The sequence below is a fragment of the Enterobacter sp. 237C8 genome (assembly GCF_034106865.1).
In the GTDB taxonomy this organism is placed as follows: Bacteria; Pseudomonadota; Gammaproteobacteria; order Enterobacterales; family Enterobacteriaceae; genus Enterobacter; species Enterobacter asburiae_B.
Genome location: NZ_JAWNDF010000004.1, coordinates 1 through 17,660, shown reverse-complemented (window position 1 = coordinate 17,660; position 17,660 = coordinate 1). Strand labels below are relative to the sequence as shown.

Below are 17,660 nucleotides of genomic sequence, written 5' to 3'. Positions count from 1 at the left end.
AATCTGAAGATGGCTGAACCACGTTTCGTACACCTGCGGGTGCATAGCGACTACTCCATGATCGATGGGCTGGCGAAGACCGGGCCGCTGGTAAAAAAGGCTGCCTCCCTTGGCATGCCCGCGCTGGCGATCACCGATTTTACCAACCTGTGTGGCCTGGTGAAGTTCTACGGAACGGCGCACGGTGCGGGAATGAAGCCTATCGTCGGTGCAGATTTTCATGTCCAGAGCGATCTCGTCGGCGATGAAATGACGCAAATCTCCGTGCTGGCGATGAACAACACGGGCTATCAAAACCTCACTCTGCTTATCTCAAAAGCTTATCAGCGCGGATATGGTGCGCTGGGCCCGTGGATCGACAGGGACTGGCTGGCTGAGCTGAACGAAGGGCTGCTGCTGATCTCTGGCGGCCGTATGGGCGATGTCGGTAAATGTCTGCTGCGCGGCAATAGCGCGCTGGTGGATCAGTGCGTCTCGTTCTATGAGGAGTATTTCCCGGATCGTTATTATCTGGAGTTGATCCGCACCGGTCGCCAGGACGAAGAGAGCTATCTCCATGCGGCGGTCGCACTTGCGGAAGAACGCGGGCTGCCCGTCGTCGCGACAAACGATGTACGCTTCCTCGAGCCGGGAGATTTTGACGCTCACGAAATTCGCGTGGCGATCCACGATGGCTTCACGCTCGACGATCCGAAACGGCCGCGTAATTACTCCGCTCAACAGTACATGCGCAGCGAGGAGGAGATGTGTGAACTCTTCTCTGATATCCCCGAAGCGCTGGAAAACAGCGTAGAGATCGCCAGGCGCTGTAACGTTACCGTCCGCCTCGGTGAATACTTCCTGCCGCAGTTCCCGACGGGTGACATGACCACGGAAGATTTCCTGGTCGTGAAATCAAAGGAAGGTCTGGAAGAGCGTCTGGAATTCCTGTTCCCGGATGAGGCCGTTCGCAAAGAGAAGCGGCCGCCGTACGATGAACGCCTGGATATTGAACTCCAGGTAATCAACCAGATGGGCTTCCCGGGCTACTTCCTGATCGTAATGGAGTTTATCCAGTGGTCGAAGGATAACGGCGTTCCGGTCGGACCGGGGCGTGGCTCCGGTGCAGGATCGCTTGTGGCCTATGCGCTTAAAATTACCGACCTCGATCCGCTGGAATTCGACCTGCTGTTCGAACGTTTCCTTAACCCGGAACGTGTCTCCATGCCCGACTTTGACGTCGACTTTTGCATGGAGAAACGTGACCAGGTGATCGAGCACGTCGCCGATATGTACGGCCGTGACGCGGTTTCGCAGATTATTACGTTCGGTACGATGGCGGCGAAGGCGGTTATTCGTGACGTCGGCCGCGTGCTGGGCCACCCGTACGGGTTTGTCGATCGTATTTCGAAGCTGGTGCCGCCCGATCCGGGCATGACGCTGGCAAAAGCGTTTGAAGCCGAACCTCAGCTGCCGGAAATCTACGAAGCTGACGAAGAAGTGAAAGCACTGATCGACATGGCGCGTAAGCTGGAAGGCGTCACGCGTAACGCCGGCAAGCATGCGGGGGGCGTGGTTATCGCCCCGACCAAAATTACCGACTTCGCGCCGCTCTACTGCGATGAAGCGGGTGAGCATCCGGTTACTCAGTTTGATAAGAACGACGTAGAATACGCCGGGCTGGTGAAGTTTGACTTCCTCGGCCTGCGTACGCTGACGATCATCGACTGGGCGCTGAAGATGATCAACCCACGCCGGGAAAAGCAGGGCCTTGAGCCGATAGACATTGCCGCCATCCCGCTGGATGACAAGAAAAGTTTCGACATGCTGCAGCGCTCGGAGACGACGGCCGTCTTCCAGCTTGAATCCCGCGGCATGAAAGATCTGATTAAACGCCTGCAGCCCGACTGCTTCGAAGATATGATCGCACTGGTCGCCCTGTTCCGTCCGGGCCCACTGCAGTCAGGGATGGTAGATAACTTTATCGACCGTAAGCACGGTCGCGAAGAGATTTCTTACCCGGACGTTCAGTGGCAGCATGAAAGCCTGAAGCCGGTGCTGGAGCCAACCTACGGCATTATCCTGTATCAGGAACAGGTCATGCAGATTGCTCAGGTGCTTTCCGGCTATACGCTCGGCGGCGCGGACATGCTGCGTCGTGCGATGGGTAAGAAAAAGCCGGAAGAGATGGCCAAGCAGCGCTCCATCTTTGAAGACGGGGCGAAGAAAAACGGCGTTGACGGCGAGCTGGCGATGAAAATCTTCGACCTGGTGGAGAAATTCGCCGGGTACGGATTTAACAAATCCCACTCCGCCGCCTATGCTTTGGTGTCGTATCAAACGCTGTGGCTGAAAGCGCACTATCCTGCTGAATTTATGGCGGCGGTAATGACGGCCGATATGGATAACACCGAGAAGGTGGTTGGCCTGGTGGATGAGTGCTGGCGCATGGGGCTTAAGATCCTGCCGCCGGATATTAACTCAGGGCTCTACCACTTCCACGTTAACGACGACGGAGAGATCGTTTACGGGATCGGCGCGATCAAAGGCGTGGGCGAAGGTCCGATCGAGGCGATCATCGAAGCGCGTAACAACGGCGGGTATTTCCGCGAGCTGTTCGATCTTTGCGCCCGTACCGATACCAAAAAACTGAACCGTCGCGTGCTGGAAAAACTGATCATGTCCGGCGCGTTTGACAGGCTGGGGCCGCACCGCGCCGCGCTGATGAATTCCCTCGGCGACGCCCTGAAAGCGGCGGATCAGCACGCAAAAGCGGAAGCCATTGGTCAGGCGGATATGTTCGGCGTGCTGGCGGAAGAGCCAGAGCAGATCGAGCAATCTTATTCCAACTGCCAGCCGTGGCCAGAACAGGTGGTACTGGATGGGGAGCGTGAGACCTTAGGCTTGTACCTGACGGGGCACCCGATCAACCAGTACATCAAAGAAATTGAGCGCTATGTCGGCGGCCACAGGCTTAAAGACATGCATCCGACAGAACGTGGTAAAATCACCACGGCTGCGGGGCTCGTGATTGCCGCAAGGGTTATGGTCACCAAGCGCGGCAATCGTATCGGCATCTGTACGTTGGATGACCGTTCCGGGCGTCTGGAGGTGATGTTGTTCACCGACGCGCTGGATAAATACCAGCAATTGCTGGAAAAAGACCGCATACTTATCGTCAGCGGACAGGTCAGCTTTGATGACTTCAGTGGGGGGCTTAAAATGACCGCCCGCGAAGTGATGGACATTGACGAAGCCCGGGAAAAATATGCTCGCGGGCTTGCTATCTCGCTGACGGACAGGCAAATTGATGACCAGCTTTTAAACCGACTCCGTCAGTCTCTGGAACCCCACCGCTCGGGGACAATTCCAGTACATCTCTACTATCAGAGGGCGGATGCACGTGCGCGGTTGCGCTTTGGTGCAACGTGGCGTGTCTCTCCGAGCGATCGTTTACTGAACGATCTCCGTGGCCTCATTGGTTCGGAGCAGGTGGAACTGGAGTTTGACTAATACAGGAATACTATGAGTCTGAATTTCCTTGATTTCGAACAGCCGATTGCTGAGCTGGAAGCGAAAATCGATTCTCTTACAGCGGTAAGCCGTCAGGATGAAAAACTGGATATTAACATCGACGAAGAAGTGCATCGTCTGCGCGAGAAAAGCGTAGAGCTGACGCGCAAAATCTTTGCCGATCTCGGCGCATGGCAGGTGGCCCAGCTGGCTCGCCATCCACAGCGTCCGTACACCCTGGATTATGTCCGCCTGGCGTTTGACGAATTTGACGAACTGGCAGGCGATCGCGCATACGCTGACGATAAAGCTATCGTTGGTGGTATCGCGCGTCTGGACGGACGCCCGGTGATGATCATTGGTCATCAGAAAGGTCGTGAAACCAAAGAGAAAATCCGTCGTAACTTCGGTATGCCAGCACCAGAAGGCTACCGTAAAGCCCTGCGTCTGATGGAGATGGCTGAGCGTTTCAACATGCCAATCATCACCTTCATCGACACCCCAGGTGCATACCCTGGCGTGGGCGCGGAAGAGCGCGGTCAGTCTGAAGCTATCGCGCGCAACCTGCGCGAGATGTCTCGTCTGAAGGTGCCGGTCATCTGTACCGTCATCGGTGAGGGTGGTTCCGGCGGTGCGCTGGCGATTGGCGTGGGCGATAAAGTGAATATGCTGCAGTACAGCACCTATTCCGTTATCTCCCCGGAAGGCTGTGCGTCCATTCTGTGGAAAAGCGCCGACAAAGCGCCGCTGGCTGCAGAAGCAATGGGCATCATTGCGCCACGCCTGAAAGAGCTGAAGCTGATCGACTCCATCATTCCGGAACCGCTGGGTGGTGCGCATCGTAAGCCGGAAGTAATGGCGGCTTCTCTGAAAGCGCAGCTGCTGGCTGACCTGGCAGATCTGGACGTGCTGAGCAAAGACGATCTGCTCAACCGCCGCTACCAGCGTCTGATGACCTACGGTTACGCGTAAGCTTCACAATTATCTGAAAAGCCGCACAATGTTGCGGCTTTTTTTATACCTGCGGTTTAGCCGGACTATGCTTAGCTAATGTTTTTTAAGGAGGAAGCCCATGAATATCATTGCCATTATGGGGCCACACGGCGTCTTTTATAAAGATGAGCCGATTAAGGAGCTGGAGCAATCCCTGCAGTCACGCGGGTATCAGCTAATCTGGCCGCACAACAGCGCCGACCTGCTTAAGTTCATCGAGCATAACCCGCGTATCTGCGGCGTGATCTTCGACTGGGACGAATACGATCTCGAACTGTGCAGCGATATCAACAAGCTGAACGAATACCTTCCGCTGTACGCGTTTATTAATACTCACTCAACCATGGACGTCAGCGCCAATGATATGCGTATGGCGCTGTGGTTCTTTGAATATTCGCTCGGCGTGGCGGAAGATATTGCGACCCGCATTCAGCAATACACGAATGAATATCTCGATAACATCACACCCCCCTTTACCCGCGCGCTCTTCACCTACGTGAAGGAGGGCAAATATACCTTCTGTACGCCAGGTCATATGGCGGGAACGGCCTATCAAAAAAGCCCGGTGGGCTGCCTGTTCTATGATTTCTTCGGTGGCAACACGCTGAAAGCGGACGTGTCGATTTCAGTCACCGAACTAGGCTCTCTGCTGGATCACACCGGCCCGCATCTTGAAGCCGAAGAGTATATCGCCCGCACCTTTGGCGCCGAGCAGAGCTATATGGTGACCAACGGCACCTCGACCTCGAACAAAATTGTCGGGATGTACGCTGCGACTGCTGGCAGCACCTTGCTGATTGACCGTAACTGCCATAAATCGCTGGCACACCTGCTGATGATGAGCGACGTCGTACCGCTCTGGCTGTCGCCCACGCGTAACGCGCTCGGTATTCTTGGCGGCATTCCGCGCCGGGAGTTCACCCACGAAGCCATTGAAAGTAAGGTCGCGGCAATTCCTGGCGCAAGCTGGCCTGTCCATGCGGTGATCACCAATTCCACCTACGACGGTTTGCTGTACAACACGAACTGGATCAAACAGACGCTGGACGTGCCGTCGATCCACTTCGATTCCGCATGGGTGCCTTACACTAATTTCCATCCGATTTACGCAGGCAAAAGCGGCATGAGCGGTGAACGGGTGCCGGGGAAAGTGTTCTTCGAAACGCAGTCGACGCATAAAATGCTGGCGGCGTTTTCCCAGGCTTCGCTTATTCACATCAAAGGCGAGTACGACGAAGACACGTTCAACGAAGCCTTTATGATGCACACCACCACCTCGCCGAGCTACCCGCTGGTGGCCTCTATTGAAACGGCCGCGGCGATGCTGCGCGGCAATCCCGGTAAGCGTCTCATCAATCGTTCGGTGGAACGCGCGCTGCATTTCCGTAAAGAGGTGCAGCGGCTGAAAGACGAAGCCGACGGCTGGTTCTTTGATATCTGGCAGCCGGAAGAGATTGATGAAGCAGAATGCTGGCCCGTCTCGCCCGGCGAAGGCTGGCATGGCTTCCGGGATGCCGATAGCGACCATATGTTCCTCGACCCGGTAAAAGTGACGATCCTGACGCCGGGCATGGATGAGCAGGGCAAGATGAGCGATGAAGGTATTCCGGCCGCGCTGGTCGCGAAATTCCTTGATGAACGTGGCGTGGTGGTAGAGAAAACCGGCCCCTATAACCTGCTGTTCCTGTTCAGCATCGGGATCGACAAAACCCGCGCGATGGGGTTGTTGCGCGGCCTGATGGAGTTTAAGCGCGCCTACGATCTCAACCTGCGGGTGAAGAACATGCTGCCGGATCTCTACGCGGAGGATCCTGACTTCTATCGAAATATGCGCATTCAGGATCTGGCCCAGGGGATCCACAGGCTGATCCGTCAGCACGATCTGCCGCGTCTGATGCTTCAGGCGTTCGATGTCTTACCGGAGATGAAGTTTACCCCGCACAAGGCATGGCAGCGCCAGGTGAAAGGGGAGGTCGAAACCGTCGAGCTGGAAAACCTGGTCGGCCGCGTATCGGCTAACATGATCCTGCCTTATCCGCCGGGCGTTCCGCTCCTGATGCCGGGAGAGATGATTACCGAAGAGAGTCGGGCGGTGCTTGATTTCCTGCTGATGCTCTGTTCGGTAGGGCGGCACTATCCCGGTTTTGAGACGGATATCCACGGTGCGAAGCGCGACGAGAGCGGCGTTTACTGGGTGCGAGTCCTAAAATAAGGGTGACCGCTTGCCAGGCGCGGGTTTTCGGTTGTAACGTTCAGGCATCATAAAAAGGAGAAGCTATGCTGGGTTTAAAAGCTGTTCATCATATTGCGATCATTGCGACCGATTACGCGAAAAGTAAGGCCTTCTACTGCGACATCCTGGGCTTTACGCTCATGAGCGAGGCCTACCGCGAGGAGCGCGATTCATGGAAGGGCGATCTGGCGTTAAACGGGCAATATGTGATTGAGCTGTTCTCTTTTCCTTTTCCGCCTGCGCGTCCCTCCCGCCCGGAAGCCTGCGGCCTGCGTCATCTTGCCTTCAGCGTCGATGACCTGGATAGCGCAGTTAAGCATCTGGAAGCGCACGGCGTGACGTGCGAAGCGATACGCGTCGATCCGTTCACCGACAAGCGCTTTACCTTTTTCAACGATCCGGACGGCCTGCCGCTGGAGCTTTATCAGCAGTAATGGTTGTCCTGTGTGATAATGCCCGCTCAGTTCGGGCATTTTTTATGTGTAATCTCCTATGACCTCACCCGCTATCGCACAAGCCGTTTCACCGTACCGCCAGCTGCTGGTGGGGTTTAGCGGTGGCCTGGATTCTACCGTGTTGCTGCATCGCCTTAAGCTTTGGCGCGATCGGGAACCTGACGTCCAGCTTCGGGCTATGCATATTCACCACGGATTAAGTCCTCACGCAGAGGCGTGGGTGGTGCACTGTGAAGCCTTGTGTGCGGCCTGGGCGATCCCGCTCATCGTTGAGCGCGTCACGCTTGCGGAGGAGGGGCTGGGCATCGAAGCGCAGGCGCGGAAAGCCCGCTATGCCGCATTTGCCGGGGCGTTACGTCCTGGAGAAGCGCTGGTCACGGCCCAGCATCTGGACGATCAGTGTGAAACCTTTCTGCTGGCCCTTAAGCGGGGCAGCGGCCCGGCGGGACTTTCTGCCATGCCGACGCGTTCTGAATTTGCCGGCACAACGTTACTGCGTCCGCTGCTTGGCGAGACGCGTGCCTCACTGGAAGCCTGGGCGCGAGAACATCAGCTGAACTGGATCGAAGATGAGAGTAACCAGGATGACGGCTATGACCGTAACTTCCTGCGTCTGCGCGTCCTCCCGCTTTTAGGCGAGCGCTGGCCGCATTTCGCCGACGCGACGGCAAGAAGCGCCATGCTGTGCGCCGAACAGGAATCGTTGCTGGATGAACTGTTGAGCGACGAGCTGGCTGCACTCATTTCTGCCGACGGGGCGTTGGCGATCGCACCGATGAAAGCGATGAGCCCGGTACGTCGCGCCGCGCTGTTACGGCGCTGGCTGGCCTTTCATCGCGCCGCGATGCCGTCGAGGACAATGCTGAGCCGTCTCTGGGACGAAGTCGCACTGGCGCGGGATGATGCTTCTCCGTGCGTCCACCTGAACGGTTTTGAGGTGAGACGTTATAAAGGGGAGCTCTGGTGGATAAAATCCATGCCCTCGCTGACCGATGTGGTGCTCGACTGGCTTTCTCCTGACGCGCCCCTGATATTGCCCTGTGAGGCAGGACGCGTTTCTCTTCTGTCGTCTGGTCATGTGCGGCTGCCTAAGCCCGATGAACCTGTCACCGTGCGCTTTAAGGCTGGCGGCCTGCTGCATATCGTCGGGCGCAACGGGGGACGGAAGCTGAAGAAAATATGGCAGGAGTGTAACGTGCCGCCGTGGCTGCGCGACACCACGCCGCTACTGTTCTACGGTGAAACGCTTATCGCTGCGGCAGGGGTGTTCATCACGGAAGAGGGGTGGTCAGAAGAGGGCGTTCGTTTTGAGTGGCAGAAAGCGTAACGGGCAGCCAGGCTGCCCGTTAGTGTCATCAGGATTCGCTCACCACGACGGTGCCGATTTGCGGGTGGCTGAAGCTGGCTATTTTGTCCAGACGCAGCTCACGCGTCGCCCCGGCGTCTTCCACTATCAGGTATTCCACATTCTTTCGTGAAACCAGATCGCTGGCTTTCGCCTTCAACACTTCGCCATCTTTTAGCTCCAGCGTCAGTAATAAATGATGCTGGCAGGCGAGTTCGAGGTTGTCATAGTCATCACAATTGATGGGTTGATAAGTATCATTCATCGACATAATCGCTCACCAGTAAATTCGCCGCAGCATACGCTGCTTTTTCCCTGACCGACTCTGAAAGGCTCTCATCAGAGGCCACTTCATTAAGCACCTTCAATACACAGCCCAACGCGTCCGGGATATACCCCAGATCTCCGCTGGCGATTTCCGCATACCGTTTGCGAATTAACTCACAATAATTATTCACATCCCCTCCCGCCAGCGCACTGACTTACTGTGAGATATCATTAAGCCTACGAAGATAAACTCGGTTTAGCAAGGTGACTATACCATACTCATTTAAGCAATATCAGAGCCTTGATAGCGGTGTATTTAACACCCTGTAACAGCCTTTTGCCGCGGTTTTCGCTACAATGTGCGCCTGATTCGAATGGAGTTCTCTCATGGCGCTGAAAGCGACAATTTATAAAGCAGTGGTCAATGTGGCCGATCTGGATCGCAACCAGTTCCTCGATGCGTCGCTTACGCTGGCACGCCACCCCTCCGAAACCCAGGAGCGCATGATGCTGCGCCTGCTGGCGTGGATTAAGTATGCCGACGAGCGTCTGCAGTTTTCCCGTGGGTTAAGCGCAGAAGACGAGCCTGAAGCCTGGCTGCGCAACGATCATCTGGGTATCGATTTGTGGATCGAACTCGGCCTACCTGACGAGCGCAGAATTAAGAAGGCCTGCACCCAGTCCGCTGAAGTGGCCTTATTCGCGTATAATCAGCGCGCTGCGGAGATCTGGTGGCAGCAAAACAAGAGCAAGTGCGGACAGTTTAAAAATCTCACGGTCTGGTATCTGGATGATGAGCAGCTGGCGCAGTTGAGCGAATTTGCCAGCCGGACCATGGTTTTGCAGGCGACGATTCAGGATGGCGCCATCTGGCTCTCTGATTCTCAGAATAATCTGGAAATTCATTTAACGGCGTGGCAACCCGCGTCATGATCGTCTTGTCCCGAAACGTCAGCATCCCTGACAGCGAGCTGGAGATCACCGCCATCCGTGCGCAGGGAGCAGGCGGGCAGCACGTCAACAAGGCGTCGACGGCTATCCATTTGCGTTTTGACATTCGGGCCTCAAGCCTGCCAGAGTATTATAAAGAAAGCCTGCTTGCCGCCAGCCATCACCTGATCACCAGCGATGGCGTGATTGTGATCAAAGCCCAGGAGTACCGCAGCCAGGAGCTCAACCGGGAAGCGGCGGTAGCCAGGCTGGTGGCGGTCATCAAAGAGCTAACGGCAGTACAAAAAAGCCGCCGGGCAACGCGGCCAACCCGCGCATCGAAAGAGCGTCGGTTGTCCTCGAAGGCCCAAAAATCCACAGTGAAAGCACTACGCGGTAAAGTTCGTCGCCCGACAGAGTGACGAAAGGGAACACACTTTTCATAAGGAATTCATTGTGAAAAAAGCATTATGGTCAGCGCTGGCAGTGAGTACGCTGTTTGCGCTTTTTGGGTGTAACAACCGCTCCGAAACGCAGGTTTTACAACCCACGCAAACGGAAGAATTAAAACCGATGCAGCAAAGCTGGCGCGGCGTATTGCCTTGCGCGGACTGCGAAGGCATTGAAACGTCTCTGTTCCTGCAAAAAGATGGCACCTGGGTGATGAATCAGCGCTATCAGGGCGCTAAAGAGCCTTCTTCTTTTGCCACTTATGGAACCTGGGCGCGTACGGCGGAGAAGCTGGTCCTGACGGATACCTCCGGTGAGAAAACCTTTTTCCGCGCCAAAGGTGAGGGAATGGAGATGCTTGACCGCGAAGGCAACCCGATTGAATCCCAGTTCAACTACACGCTGGCGCCGGTAAAAGCGGCTCTGCCTGCCACGCCGATGGCAATGCGGGGGATGTACTTCTATATGGCGGATGCGGCGATCTTTACCGACTGCGCAACCGGCAGGAAGGTCAGCGTGGCAAACAATGCGCAGCTTGAACGTGATTACGCTGTGGCACGCGGCAATGACAGTAAGCCGGTACTGCTGACGGTTGACGGTCACTTTACGCTGGAGCCAAACCCGGATAGCGGGGAGATGGTGAAAACGCTGGTGGCAGATAAAGACGCGAAGTTTGTTGCGGGTAAAGACTGTAACAGTAAATAAGCCGACGCTGAGCCATTAAAAAACCCCGCCTGAGCGGGGTTTTTGTTTAGCCTTTGATGGCTTTCACCAGGTAATCAAGAATGTCGCCTGTCTTGATCATCTGTTTCTCGCCGTTGCGACGGTATTTGTATTCAATCTCATCGCTGTCGAGGTTACGGTCACCGATGACGACGGTGTGCGGGATACCGATCAGTTCCATATCGGCAAACATCACGCCCGGACGCTCTTTACGGTCATCCATCAGCACTTCGATACCCTGAGCGCGCAGCTCGGCATACAGCTTCTCGGCCAGCTCCTGCACGCGGTAAGACTTGTGCATGTTCATTGGCAGAATGGCCACCTGGAACGGCGCAATATTGTCCGGCCAGACGATGCCGCGTTCGTCGTAGTTCTGCTCAATCGCCGCAGCCACCACGCGCGTCACCCCGATACCGTAGCAACCCATGGTCAGGATCTGGTTACGGCCATCTTCACCCTGAACGGCCGCGTTCAGCGCGCGAGAGTATTTATCACCCAGCTGGAAGATATGACCCACTTCGATGCCGCGCTTAATCATCAGGGTACCCTGGCCGTCCGGGCTTGGATCGCCTGCAACCACGTTACGGATGTCAGCCACTTCCGGCGTCGCCACGTCGCGATCCCAGTTGATGCCGAAGTAATGTTTACCGTCGATGTTCGCACCTGCGGAGAAGTCGCTCATTGCCGCAACCGTGCGGTCAATGACAACAGGCACCGGTAGATTGACTGGACCCAGTGAACCTGGACCCGCATTCACCACGGCGCGGATTTCCGCTTCCGTTGCGAAGGTCAGCGGGCTGGCTACCTGCGGCAGCTTCTCGGCTTTCACTTCGTTCAGCTCATGATCGCCACGCACCAGCAGGGCAACCAGCGGATAAGCGCTACCTTCGGTAGATTTCACCAGCAGGGTTTTCACGGTTTTTTCGACTGGCAGATTGAACTGCTCAACCAGCTCGGCGATGGTTTTCGCGTTTGGCGTATCAACCAGCGTCATCTCTTGCGTTGCCGCGCCGCGTGGCTCTTTTGGCGCCAGCGCTTCTGCAAATTCGATGTTCGCCGCGTAGTCTGAAGAGTCAGAGAAGATCACATCGTCTTCACCGCTCTGCGCCAGTACCTGGAACTCATGGGATGCGCTACCGCCGATGGAGCCGGTATCTGCCTGCACAGCGCGGAAATCCAGACCCATGCGGGAGAAGATCTTGCTGTACGCCGCGTACATTGCGTCGTAAGTCTCTTGCAGTGATTCCTGAGAGGTATGGAAAGAGTAAGCATCTTTCATCAGGAATTCGCGAGAGCGCATGACGCCGAAACGTGGGCGAACTTCGTCACGGAACTTGGTCTGGATCTGGAAGAAGTTCAGCGGCAGCTGTTTGTAAGAGCTCAGCTCGTTACGAATCAGGTCGGTAATGACTTCTTCATGCGTTGGGCCGAGAACGAAAGGACGCTCGCCGCGATCGACAAAGCGCAGCAGTTCAGGACCATATTGCTCCCAACGGCCGCTCTCCTGCCACAGGTCAGCGGGCTGAACCACAGGCATGGACACCTCGATAGCACCGGCGTTGTTCATCTCTTCACGCACGATGTTTTCGACTTTTTTCAGGACGCGCACGCCGGTCGGCAGCCAGGTGTATAACCCGGAGGCCAGCTTGCGGATCATCCCGGCGCGCAGCATCAGCTGATGGCTGATCACTTCGGCGTCGGCAGGCGTCTCCTTCAGAGTGGAGAGCAGATATTGGCTAGTACGCATGTTGTTACGGTTCCATTTCGACGATTGGAACAGGCTGAAACACCAGCCTGACACAAAAAAAGTGGTTTAGTTTACCAGTGTGGCAAAGATGCCAAAAGAGAGGAGAACAAAATTACCTGGGTTCAAGGGCAAACACTTCAAAACCTGCCCCGGTGACGCGCCAGCGAACGTTGAAATCGAGCAGCCAGACGGCGTACGTTTTTCCTTCTTCCTCTTCTTTACGGTAGGCCGGACGCGGGTCCTGTGCCAGAACTTCAGTGATGAAATCCCGTAAGCGAGGATAGCGTTTCTCCAGCTGACCGAGCTGAGCGGTTATCTCTGGCGTAAAATAAACAGGCATGTCCGCCTGCGGCGCGTCCTGAGCATAACTTGCACGCGCGTCCGGGAGCGCTTCGGCGAAGGGCAAATAGGGTTTGATGTCGATTACCGGCGTGCCGTCCACCAGGTCCAGGCTACCTAACTCCAGTATCACCCGATCTTTCTGGCAGCGTATGCCTTTCAGTTCAACCAGCGACATTCCAACCGGGTTTGGGCGGAAGGTCGAGCGAGTTGCAAACACGCCCATTCTCGCATTTCCGCCAAGACGAGGAGGGCGCACGGTAGGACGCCAGCCGCCTTCCATCGTCTGGTGAAACACGAACACCACCCATAAATGGCTGAAAGCCTCGAGCCCGCGTACCGCATCGGCCTGATTGTAAGGCGCAATCAGGTGAAGCTCACCGCTTCCGCTGGTCACAAGACCGGGCTGGCGGGGGACGGCGAACTTCTCTTTATAAGGAGAGTGGATAACGCCTATCTGCTCGAACTGAAATGCACTCATTTCGCCGTGATGTTCAGCGCAGAACCGATGCAAACCGCCTGACGATAGCAGCCCGGCGTGCCGCTGGTGACTTCGCAGCTGTGCAGCAGAACCGCGTTGGCTTTCATTTTTGCGGCATTAATCTGCATACGTTTACGCGCTGTCGGAATATTTGGTGGTGAGTCCTGATTGGTCGCCTGACAGGATTCGCCGCTCACTTCGCCCAGTTCACGGAACGGTTTACCGACGAGTTCGTCTGCTTTCGTGATAATGCGAACCGGCGCAGGGCGAACCACTTTCGGTTTTGCAGGCTCGGTTTTTGGCGGGGTTGCCGTGCTTTGAACAGGTTCAACGGGAGATCTGCTTAGCATAGAACAGCCGCTCAGCATGAGTGCTAAAAGACAGATCGGTAAAGCACGCATAATAGTTCCTCAATGGATAATCAAAACGTCAGATATTGAATCAGTTGACTGCACAAATGACAAGACGGGCATAAGCCCGTCCTGATGATATTACACTGAGGTGAGATTACCAGCCTTTAACAGCGCCGCCGTTAAACACTTTGTTGGCTTCCTGGTAAACTTCATCAGACTGATAAGCCTGAACGAATTTCTTCACGTTTTCCGCGTCCTTGTTGTCTTCGCGAGTCACGATCAGGTTAACGTACGGGGAGTCTTTATCTTCAACGAAGATACCGTCTTTAGCTGGCGTCAGGCCAATCTGGCTGGCATAGGTGGTGTTGATCACGGCCAGGGCAATCTGCGCATCGTCCAAAGAACGTGGCAGCTGCGGTGCTTCCAGTTCAACAATTTTCAGATTTTTCGGGTTCTCGGTGACATCCAGAACGGTTGGCAGCAGGCCAACACCGTCTTTCAGTTTGATCAGGCCCACTTTCTGCAGCAGCAGCAGGGAACGGCCAAGGTTGGTTGGGTCGTTAGGCACGGCAACCTGAGAACCCGGCTGCAGCTCGTCCAGCGATTTAATTTTCTTAGAGTAACCGGCAATTGGATAAACGAAGGTGTTACCAACACCCACCAGTTTATAGCCACGATCTTTGATCTGCTGATCCAGGTATGGCTTATGCTGGAAGGCGTTAGCGTCGATATCGCCTTTGCTCAGCGCTTCGTTCGGCAGAACGTAATCGTTGAAGGTCACCAGCTCAACGTCCAGGCCATACTTCTCTTTCGCCACTTTCTGAGCAACTTCAGCAACCTGTTGTTCTGCACCCACGATAACGCCCACTTTGATGTGGTTTGGATCTTTTTCGTCCTGACCGCAACCCACCAGTGCCAGAGAGCCGATCAGCGCGCCTACTGCTGCAAAGGTCTTTAATTTAAACGCCATGTTTTATCCTTAACTCGTAGAGTTTGTGTTGTGTGTAACGTTATTTGTGAGTAACGGTCCGGACGATGCGATCGCCGGAGAACTGGATTAAATAAACCAGAACAACCAGCAATACCAGAACGGTATTCATCACGGTAGCGTTATATCCAATATAGCCGTACTGGTAACCAATCTGGCCTAAACCGCCAGCGCCAACTGCGCCACCCATTGCGGAATAACCGACCAGCGTGATGAGCGTGATGGTTGCCGCGTTCACCAAGCCTGGCAGTGCTTCCGGGAGCAGGACTTTGCGGACGATCTGCATCGGCGTTGCGCCCATCGCGCGTGAGGCTTCGATCAAACCGGTTGGGATCTCCAGCAGGGCGTTTTCCACCATACGGGCGATAAACGGCGCAGCCCCCACGGTCAGCGGAACAATGGCCGCCTGCAGACCGATAGACGTTCCGACGATCACGCGGGTAAATGGAATCATCCACACCAGCAGAATAATGAAGGGAATAGAACGGAAGATGTTCACCAGCGCTGAGAGCGTACGGTACAGTTTCGCGTTCTCAATGATTTGACCCGGACGCGTCACGTACAGCAGTACGCCGACCGGCAGGCCAATCACAAAACCAAAGAAGCCAGAGACAAAGGTCATTGCCAGCGTTTCCCAAACGCCGCGAACCAGCAGCCACATCATCGGCTCAGACATAACCCAGTACCTCTACTTTTACGTGGTGTTCTTGCAGCCAGGCAATCGCGGCCTGGGTTTCTTCTTGTGTGCCGTGCATTTCTGTCAGCATGATGCCGAACTTCACGCCACCGGCGTAATCCATCTGCGCGCTGATAATGTTGTTGTTCACGTTAAAGCGACGCGCGGTTTCGGAAAGCAGGGGAGCGTCAACGGACTGACCGGTGAACTCCATGCGCAGCATCGGGACGCTGTCTGCTGCGGGTTCGGTTTTCAAACGCTCCAGATAATCTTCCGGAATATCCAGATGCAGCGTGGACTGGATGAACTGCTGTGCCAGCGGCGTCTTCGGATGCGAGAACACTTCACTTACCGTGTCCTGCTCGATCAGTTCACCGTTGCTGATGACCGCCACGCAGTCGCAGATGCGTTTCACCACGTCCATCTCATGTGTAATAAGGAGGATCGTCAGGCCCAGGCGACGGTTAATGTCTTTCAGCAGTTCCAGAATCGAACGCGTGGTTGCCGGATCCAGTGCGCTGGTGGCTTCATCACACAGCAGTACCTTAGGATTGCTTGCCAGCGCGCGGGCAATGGCCACACGCTGCTTTTGCCCACCGGACAGATTTGCCGGGTAGCTATCATGCTTGTCGCCCAGACCCACGAGATCGAGCAGTTCGGTGACGCGACGCTTCACTTCTTCTTTTGGCGTGTTATCCAGCTCAAGCGGCAGGGCAACGTTGCCGAATACGGTGCGGGAAGCCAGCAGGTTAAAGTGCTGGAAGATCATGCCAATCTGACGACGCGCTTTGGTGAGTTCTTTCTCTGAGAGGGCGGTAAGTTCCTGGCCGCCAACTTCTACGCTGCCCTGGGTTGGGCGCTCAAGCAGGTTAACACAACGAATCAGCGTGCTTTTACCTGCACCCGATGCGCCAATGACGCCATAAATTTGACCAGCAGGAACATGCAGGCTGACGTTGTTCAGCGCCTGAATGGTTCGGTTCCCCTGCTGGAACACTTTGGTGATATTGGAAAGTTTAATCATTAGATTATTTTTATCGTATGTAAGTTAGCCGTGGCATTTTCTTCTGCCAGATACGGGTGATGACCGTAAACAAAACGGATGTTAAGGCATCCAGACGTCTAAATCAATCCAACTCTGTACGATGAGCACTTTATTGCGCTGCGATTCATGAGATACTAGTCGAACATGCCTTTTTCAGGAGCAAACCGGTGGCAAAATCAGTACCCGCAATTTTTCTCGATCGTGACGGCACTATTAATGTGGATCACGGTTATGTTCATGAGATTGATGAGTTCGAGTTTATCGAGGGCGTAATAGATGCCATGCGCCAGCTGAAAGAGATGGGTTATGCGCTGGTGGTTGTGACGAACCAGTCCGGTATTGCACGCGGTAAATTCACCGAGGCGCAGTTCGAGACGCTGACGGAATGGATGGACTGGTCGCTAGCCGACCGCGGTGTGGATCTCGACGGCATCTACTATTGTCCGCACCACCCGCAGGGAACCGTTGAAGCGTATCGTCAGACCTGTGACTGCCGTAAGCCGCATCCCGGGATGTTCATCTCTGCACAGGAGTTCCTGCACATTGATATGTCTGCTTCTTATATGGTGGGCGATAAACTGGAAGATATGCAGGCAGCCGCCGCAGCGGGTGTAGGAACCAAAATATTAGTTCGCACCGGTAAGCCAGTGACGCCAGAAGCAGAAAATGCAGCGGATTGGGTGATTAATAGTCTGGCCGATCTGCCAAAAGAGATTAAAAAGCACCAAAAATAGCCTTTTTGGTGAAAAGATGAGCGGTTGAAATAAAAATGCATTTTTCCGCTTGTCATTCCTCGGCGGCCCCCTATAATGCGCCTCCATCGACACGGCGGATGTGAATCACTTCACACAACAGCCGGTTCGGTTGAAGAAAAAAACCCTGAAATAACGGGTTGACTCTGAAAGAGGAAAGCGTAATATACGCCACCTCGCAACGGTGAGCGAAAGCCGTGTTGCACTGCTCTTTAACAATTTATCAGACAATCTGTGTGGGCACTCAAAGTGACATGGATTCTTAACGTCGCAAGACGAAAAATGAATACCAAGTCTCTGAGTGAACATACGTAATTCATTACGAAGTTTAATTCACGAGCATCAAACTTAAATTGAAGAGTTTGATCATGGCTCAGATTGAACGCTGGCG

Annotated in this window: 17 protein-coding genes; 9 read left to right on the top strand and 8 right to left on the bottom strand. The window is 54.9% G+C overall.

What is annotated here, in order from left to right:
- Positions 1–9: 9 nt before the first annotated feature.
- From dnaE to tilS, 5 genes are all read left to right on the top strand, one after another.
- Positions 10–3,492 carry a DNA polymerase III subunit alpha gene (dnaE, locus tag USF70_RS13590; protein WP_033144674.1) on the top strand — a complete coding sequence of 1,161 codons (3,483 nt, stop codon included), beginning with the start codon at positions 10–12 and terminating at the stop codon, positions 3,490–3,492.
- Positions 3,493–3,504: 12 nt separating this feature from the next.
- Positions 3,505–4,464 (top strand): acetyl-CoA carboxylase carboxyl transferase subunit alpha, encoded by a 960-nt coding sequence (gene accA / locus USF70_RS13585; RefSeq protein WP_023310466.1) that lies wholly within the window; start codon positions 3,505–3,507, stop codon positions 4,462–4,464.
- A 100-nt stretch (positions 4,465–4,564) separates the two neighbouring features.
- Positions 4,565–6,697, top strand: a complete 2,133-nt coding sequence (locus USF70_RS13580; protein ID WP_320735703.1) for a lysine decarboxylase LdcC — start codon at positions 4,565–4,567, stop codon at positions 6,695–6,697.
- A gap of 65 nt (positions 6,698–6,762) precedes the next feature.
- A complete protein-coding gene (locus USF70_RS13575) occupies positions 6,763–7,152 on the top strand; it encodes a VOC family protein (protein WP_023334583.1) in 390 nt (129 codons plus the stop codon).
- 58 nt (positions 7,153–7,210) lie between these two features.
- On the top strand, positions 7,211–8,500 hold the full coding sequence (gene tilS, locus USF70_RS13570; protein WP_087823347.1) for a tRNA lysidine(34) synthetase TilS: 1,290 nt from the start codon (positions 7,211–7,213) through the stop codon (positions 8,498–8,500).
- 28 nt (positions 8,501–8,528) lie between these two features.
- Here the strand turns inward: tilS and rof are convergent, their stop codons facing one another.
- Complete coding sequence (rof, locus tag USF70_RS13565; protein ID WP_008501890.1) at positions 8,529–8,789, bottom strand: Rho-binding antiterminator; 261 nt, start codon at positions 8,787–8,789, stop codon at positions 8,529–8,531.
- Positions 8,776–8,976, bottom strand: coding sequence for a YaeP family protein (locus USF70_RS13560; RefSeq protein WP_006173580.1), 201 nt, complete (start codon positions 8,974–8,976; stop codon positions 8,776–8,778). The genes rof and USF70_RS13560 overlap by 14 nt, the downstream gene beginning before the upstream one ends.
- A gap of 196 nt (positions 8,977–9,172) precedes the next feature.
- On the opposite strand from USF70_RS13560, the gene USF70_RS13555 reads away from it, so the two are divergent.
- Genes USF70_RS13555 through nlpE form a run of 3 tightly spaced genes read left to right on the top strand, consistent with a single transcriptional unit; the run spans position 9,173 to position 10,870 of the window.
- The gene (locus USF70_RS13555) at positions 9,173–9,718 is read left to right on the top strand and encodes a YaeQ family protein (RefSeq protein ID WP_033144678.1); all 546 of its coding nucleotides are present in this window, start codon (positions 9,173–9,175) and stop codon (positions 9,716–9,718) included.
- Complete coding sequence (gene arfB / locus USF70_RS13550; protein ID WP_048978981.1) at positions 9,715–10,137, top strand: alternative ribosome rescue aminoacyl-tRNA hydrolase ArfB; 423 nt, start codon at positions 9,715–9,717, stop codon at positions 10,135–10,137. Before USF70_RS13555 ends, arfB begins: the two co-directional genes overlap by 4 nt.
- A 34-nt stretch (positions 10,138–10,171) precedes the next feature.
- Entirely contained in the window at positions 10,172–10,870 is a 699-nt protein-coding gene (gene nlpE / locus USF70_RS13545) for an envelope stress response activation lipoprotein NlpE (RefSeq protein WP_069303685.1), read from the top strand.
- 46 nt (positions 10,871–10,916) lie between these two features.
- Here the strand turns inward: nlpE and proS are convergent, their stop codons facing one another.
- From proS to metN, 6 genes are all read right to left on the bottom strand, one after another.
- Positions 10,917–12,635, bottom strand: a complete 1,719-nt coding sequence (gene proS, locus USF70_RS13540; protein WP_087823345.1) for a proline--tRNA ligase — start codon at positions 12,633–12,635, stop codon at positions 10,917–10,919.
- A gap of 112 nt (positions 12,636–12,747) precedes the next feature.
- Positions 12,748–13,455 carry a tRNA (N6-threonylcarbamoyladenosine(37)-N6)-methyltransferase TrmO gene (gene tsaA / locus USF70_RS13535; protein WP_023310474.1) on the bottom strand — a complete coding sequence of 236 codons (708 nt, stop codon included), beginning with the start codon at positions 13,453–13,455 and terminating at the stop codon, positions 12,748–12,750.
- Positions 13,452–13,856: an Rcs stress response system protein RcsF gene (gene rcsF, locus USF70_RS13530; protein WP_008501883.1), complete on the bottom strand. Its 405-nt coding sequence runs from the start codon at positions 13,854–13,856 to the stop codon at positions 13,452–13,454. The genes tsaA and rcsF overlap by 4 nt, the downstream gene beginning before the upstream one ends.
- A 106-nt stretch (positions 13,857–13,962) precedes the next feature.
- Positions 13,963–14,778: a methionine ABC transporter substrate-binding lipoprotein MetQ gene (gene metQ / locus USF70_RS13525; protein ID WP_014168729.1), complete on the bottom strand. Its 816-nt coding sequence runs from the start codon at positions 14,776–14,778 to the stop codon at positions 13,963–13,965.
- Positions 14,779–14,818: 40 nt separating this feature from the next.
- Positions 14,819–15,472, bottom strand: a complete 654-nt coding sequence (locus tag USF70_RS13520) for a methionine ABC transporter permease MetI (RefSeq protein ID WP_014168730.1) — start codon at positions 15,470–15,472, stop codon at positions 14,819–14,821.
- A complete protein-coding gene (gene metN / locus USF70_RS13515) occupies positions 15,465–16,496 on the bottom strand; it encodes a methionine ABC transporter ATP-binding protein MetN (RefSeq protein WP_023310475.1) in 1,032 nt (343 codons plus the stop codon). The genes USF70_RS13520 and metN overlap by 8 nt, the downstream gene beginning before the upstream one ends.
- A gap of 188 nt (positions 16,497–16,684) precedes the next feature.
- Between metN and gmhB the strand changes: the two genes are divergently transcribed.
- Positions 16,685–17,251 (top strand): D-glycero-beta-D-manno-heptose 1,7-bisphosphate 7-phosphatase, encoded by a 567-nt coding sequence (gmhB, locus tag USF70_RS13510; RefSeq protein WP_029741186.1) that lies wholly within the window; start codon positions 16,685–16,687, stop codon positions 17,249–17,251.
- The last annotated feature ends 409 nt before the right edge of the window (positions 17,252–17,660 follow it).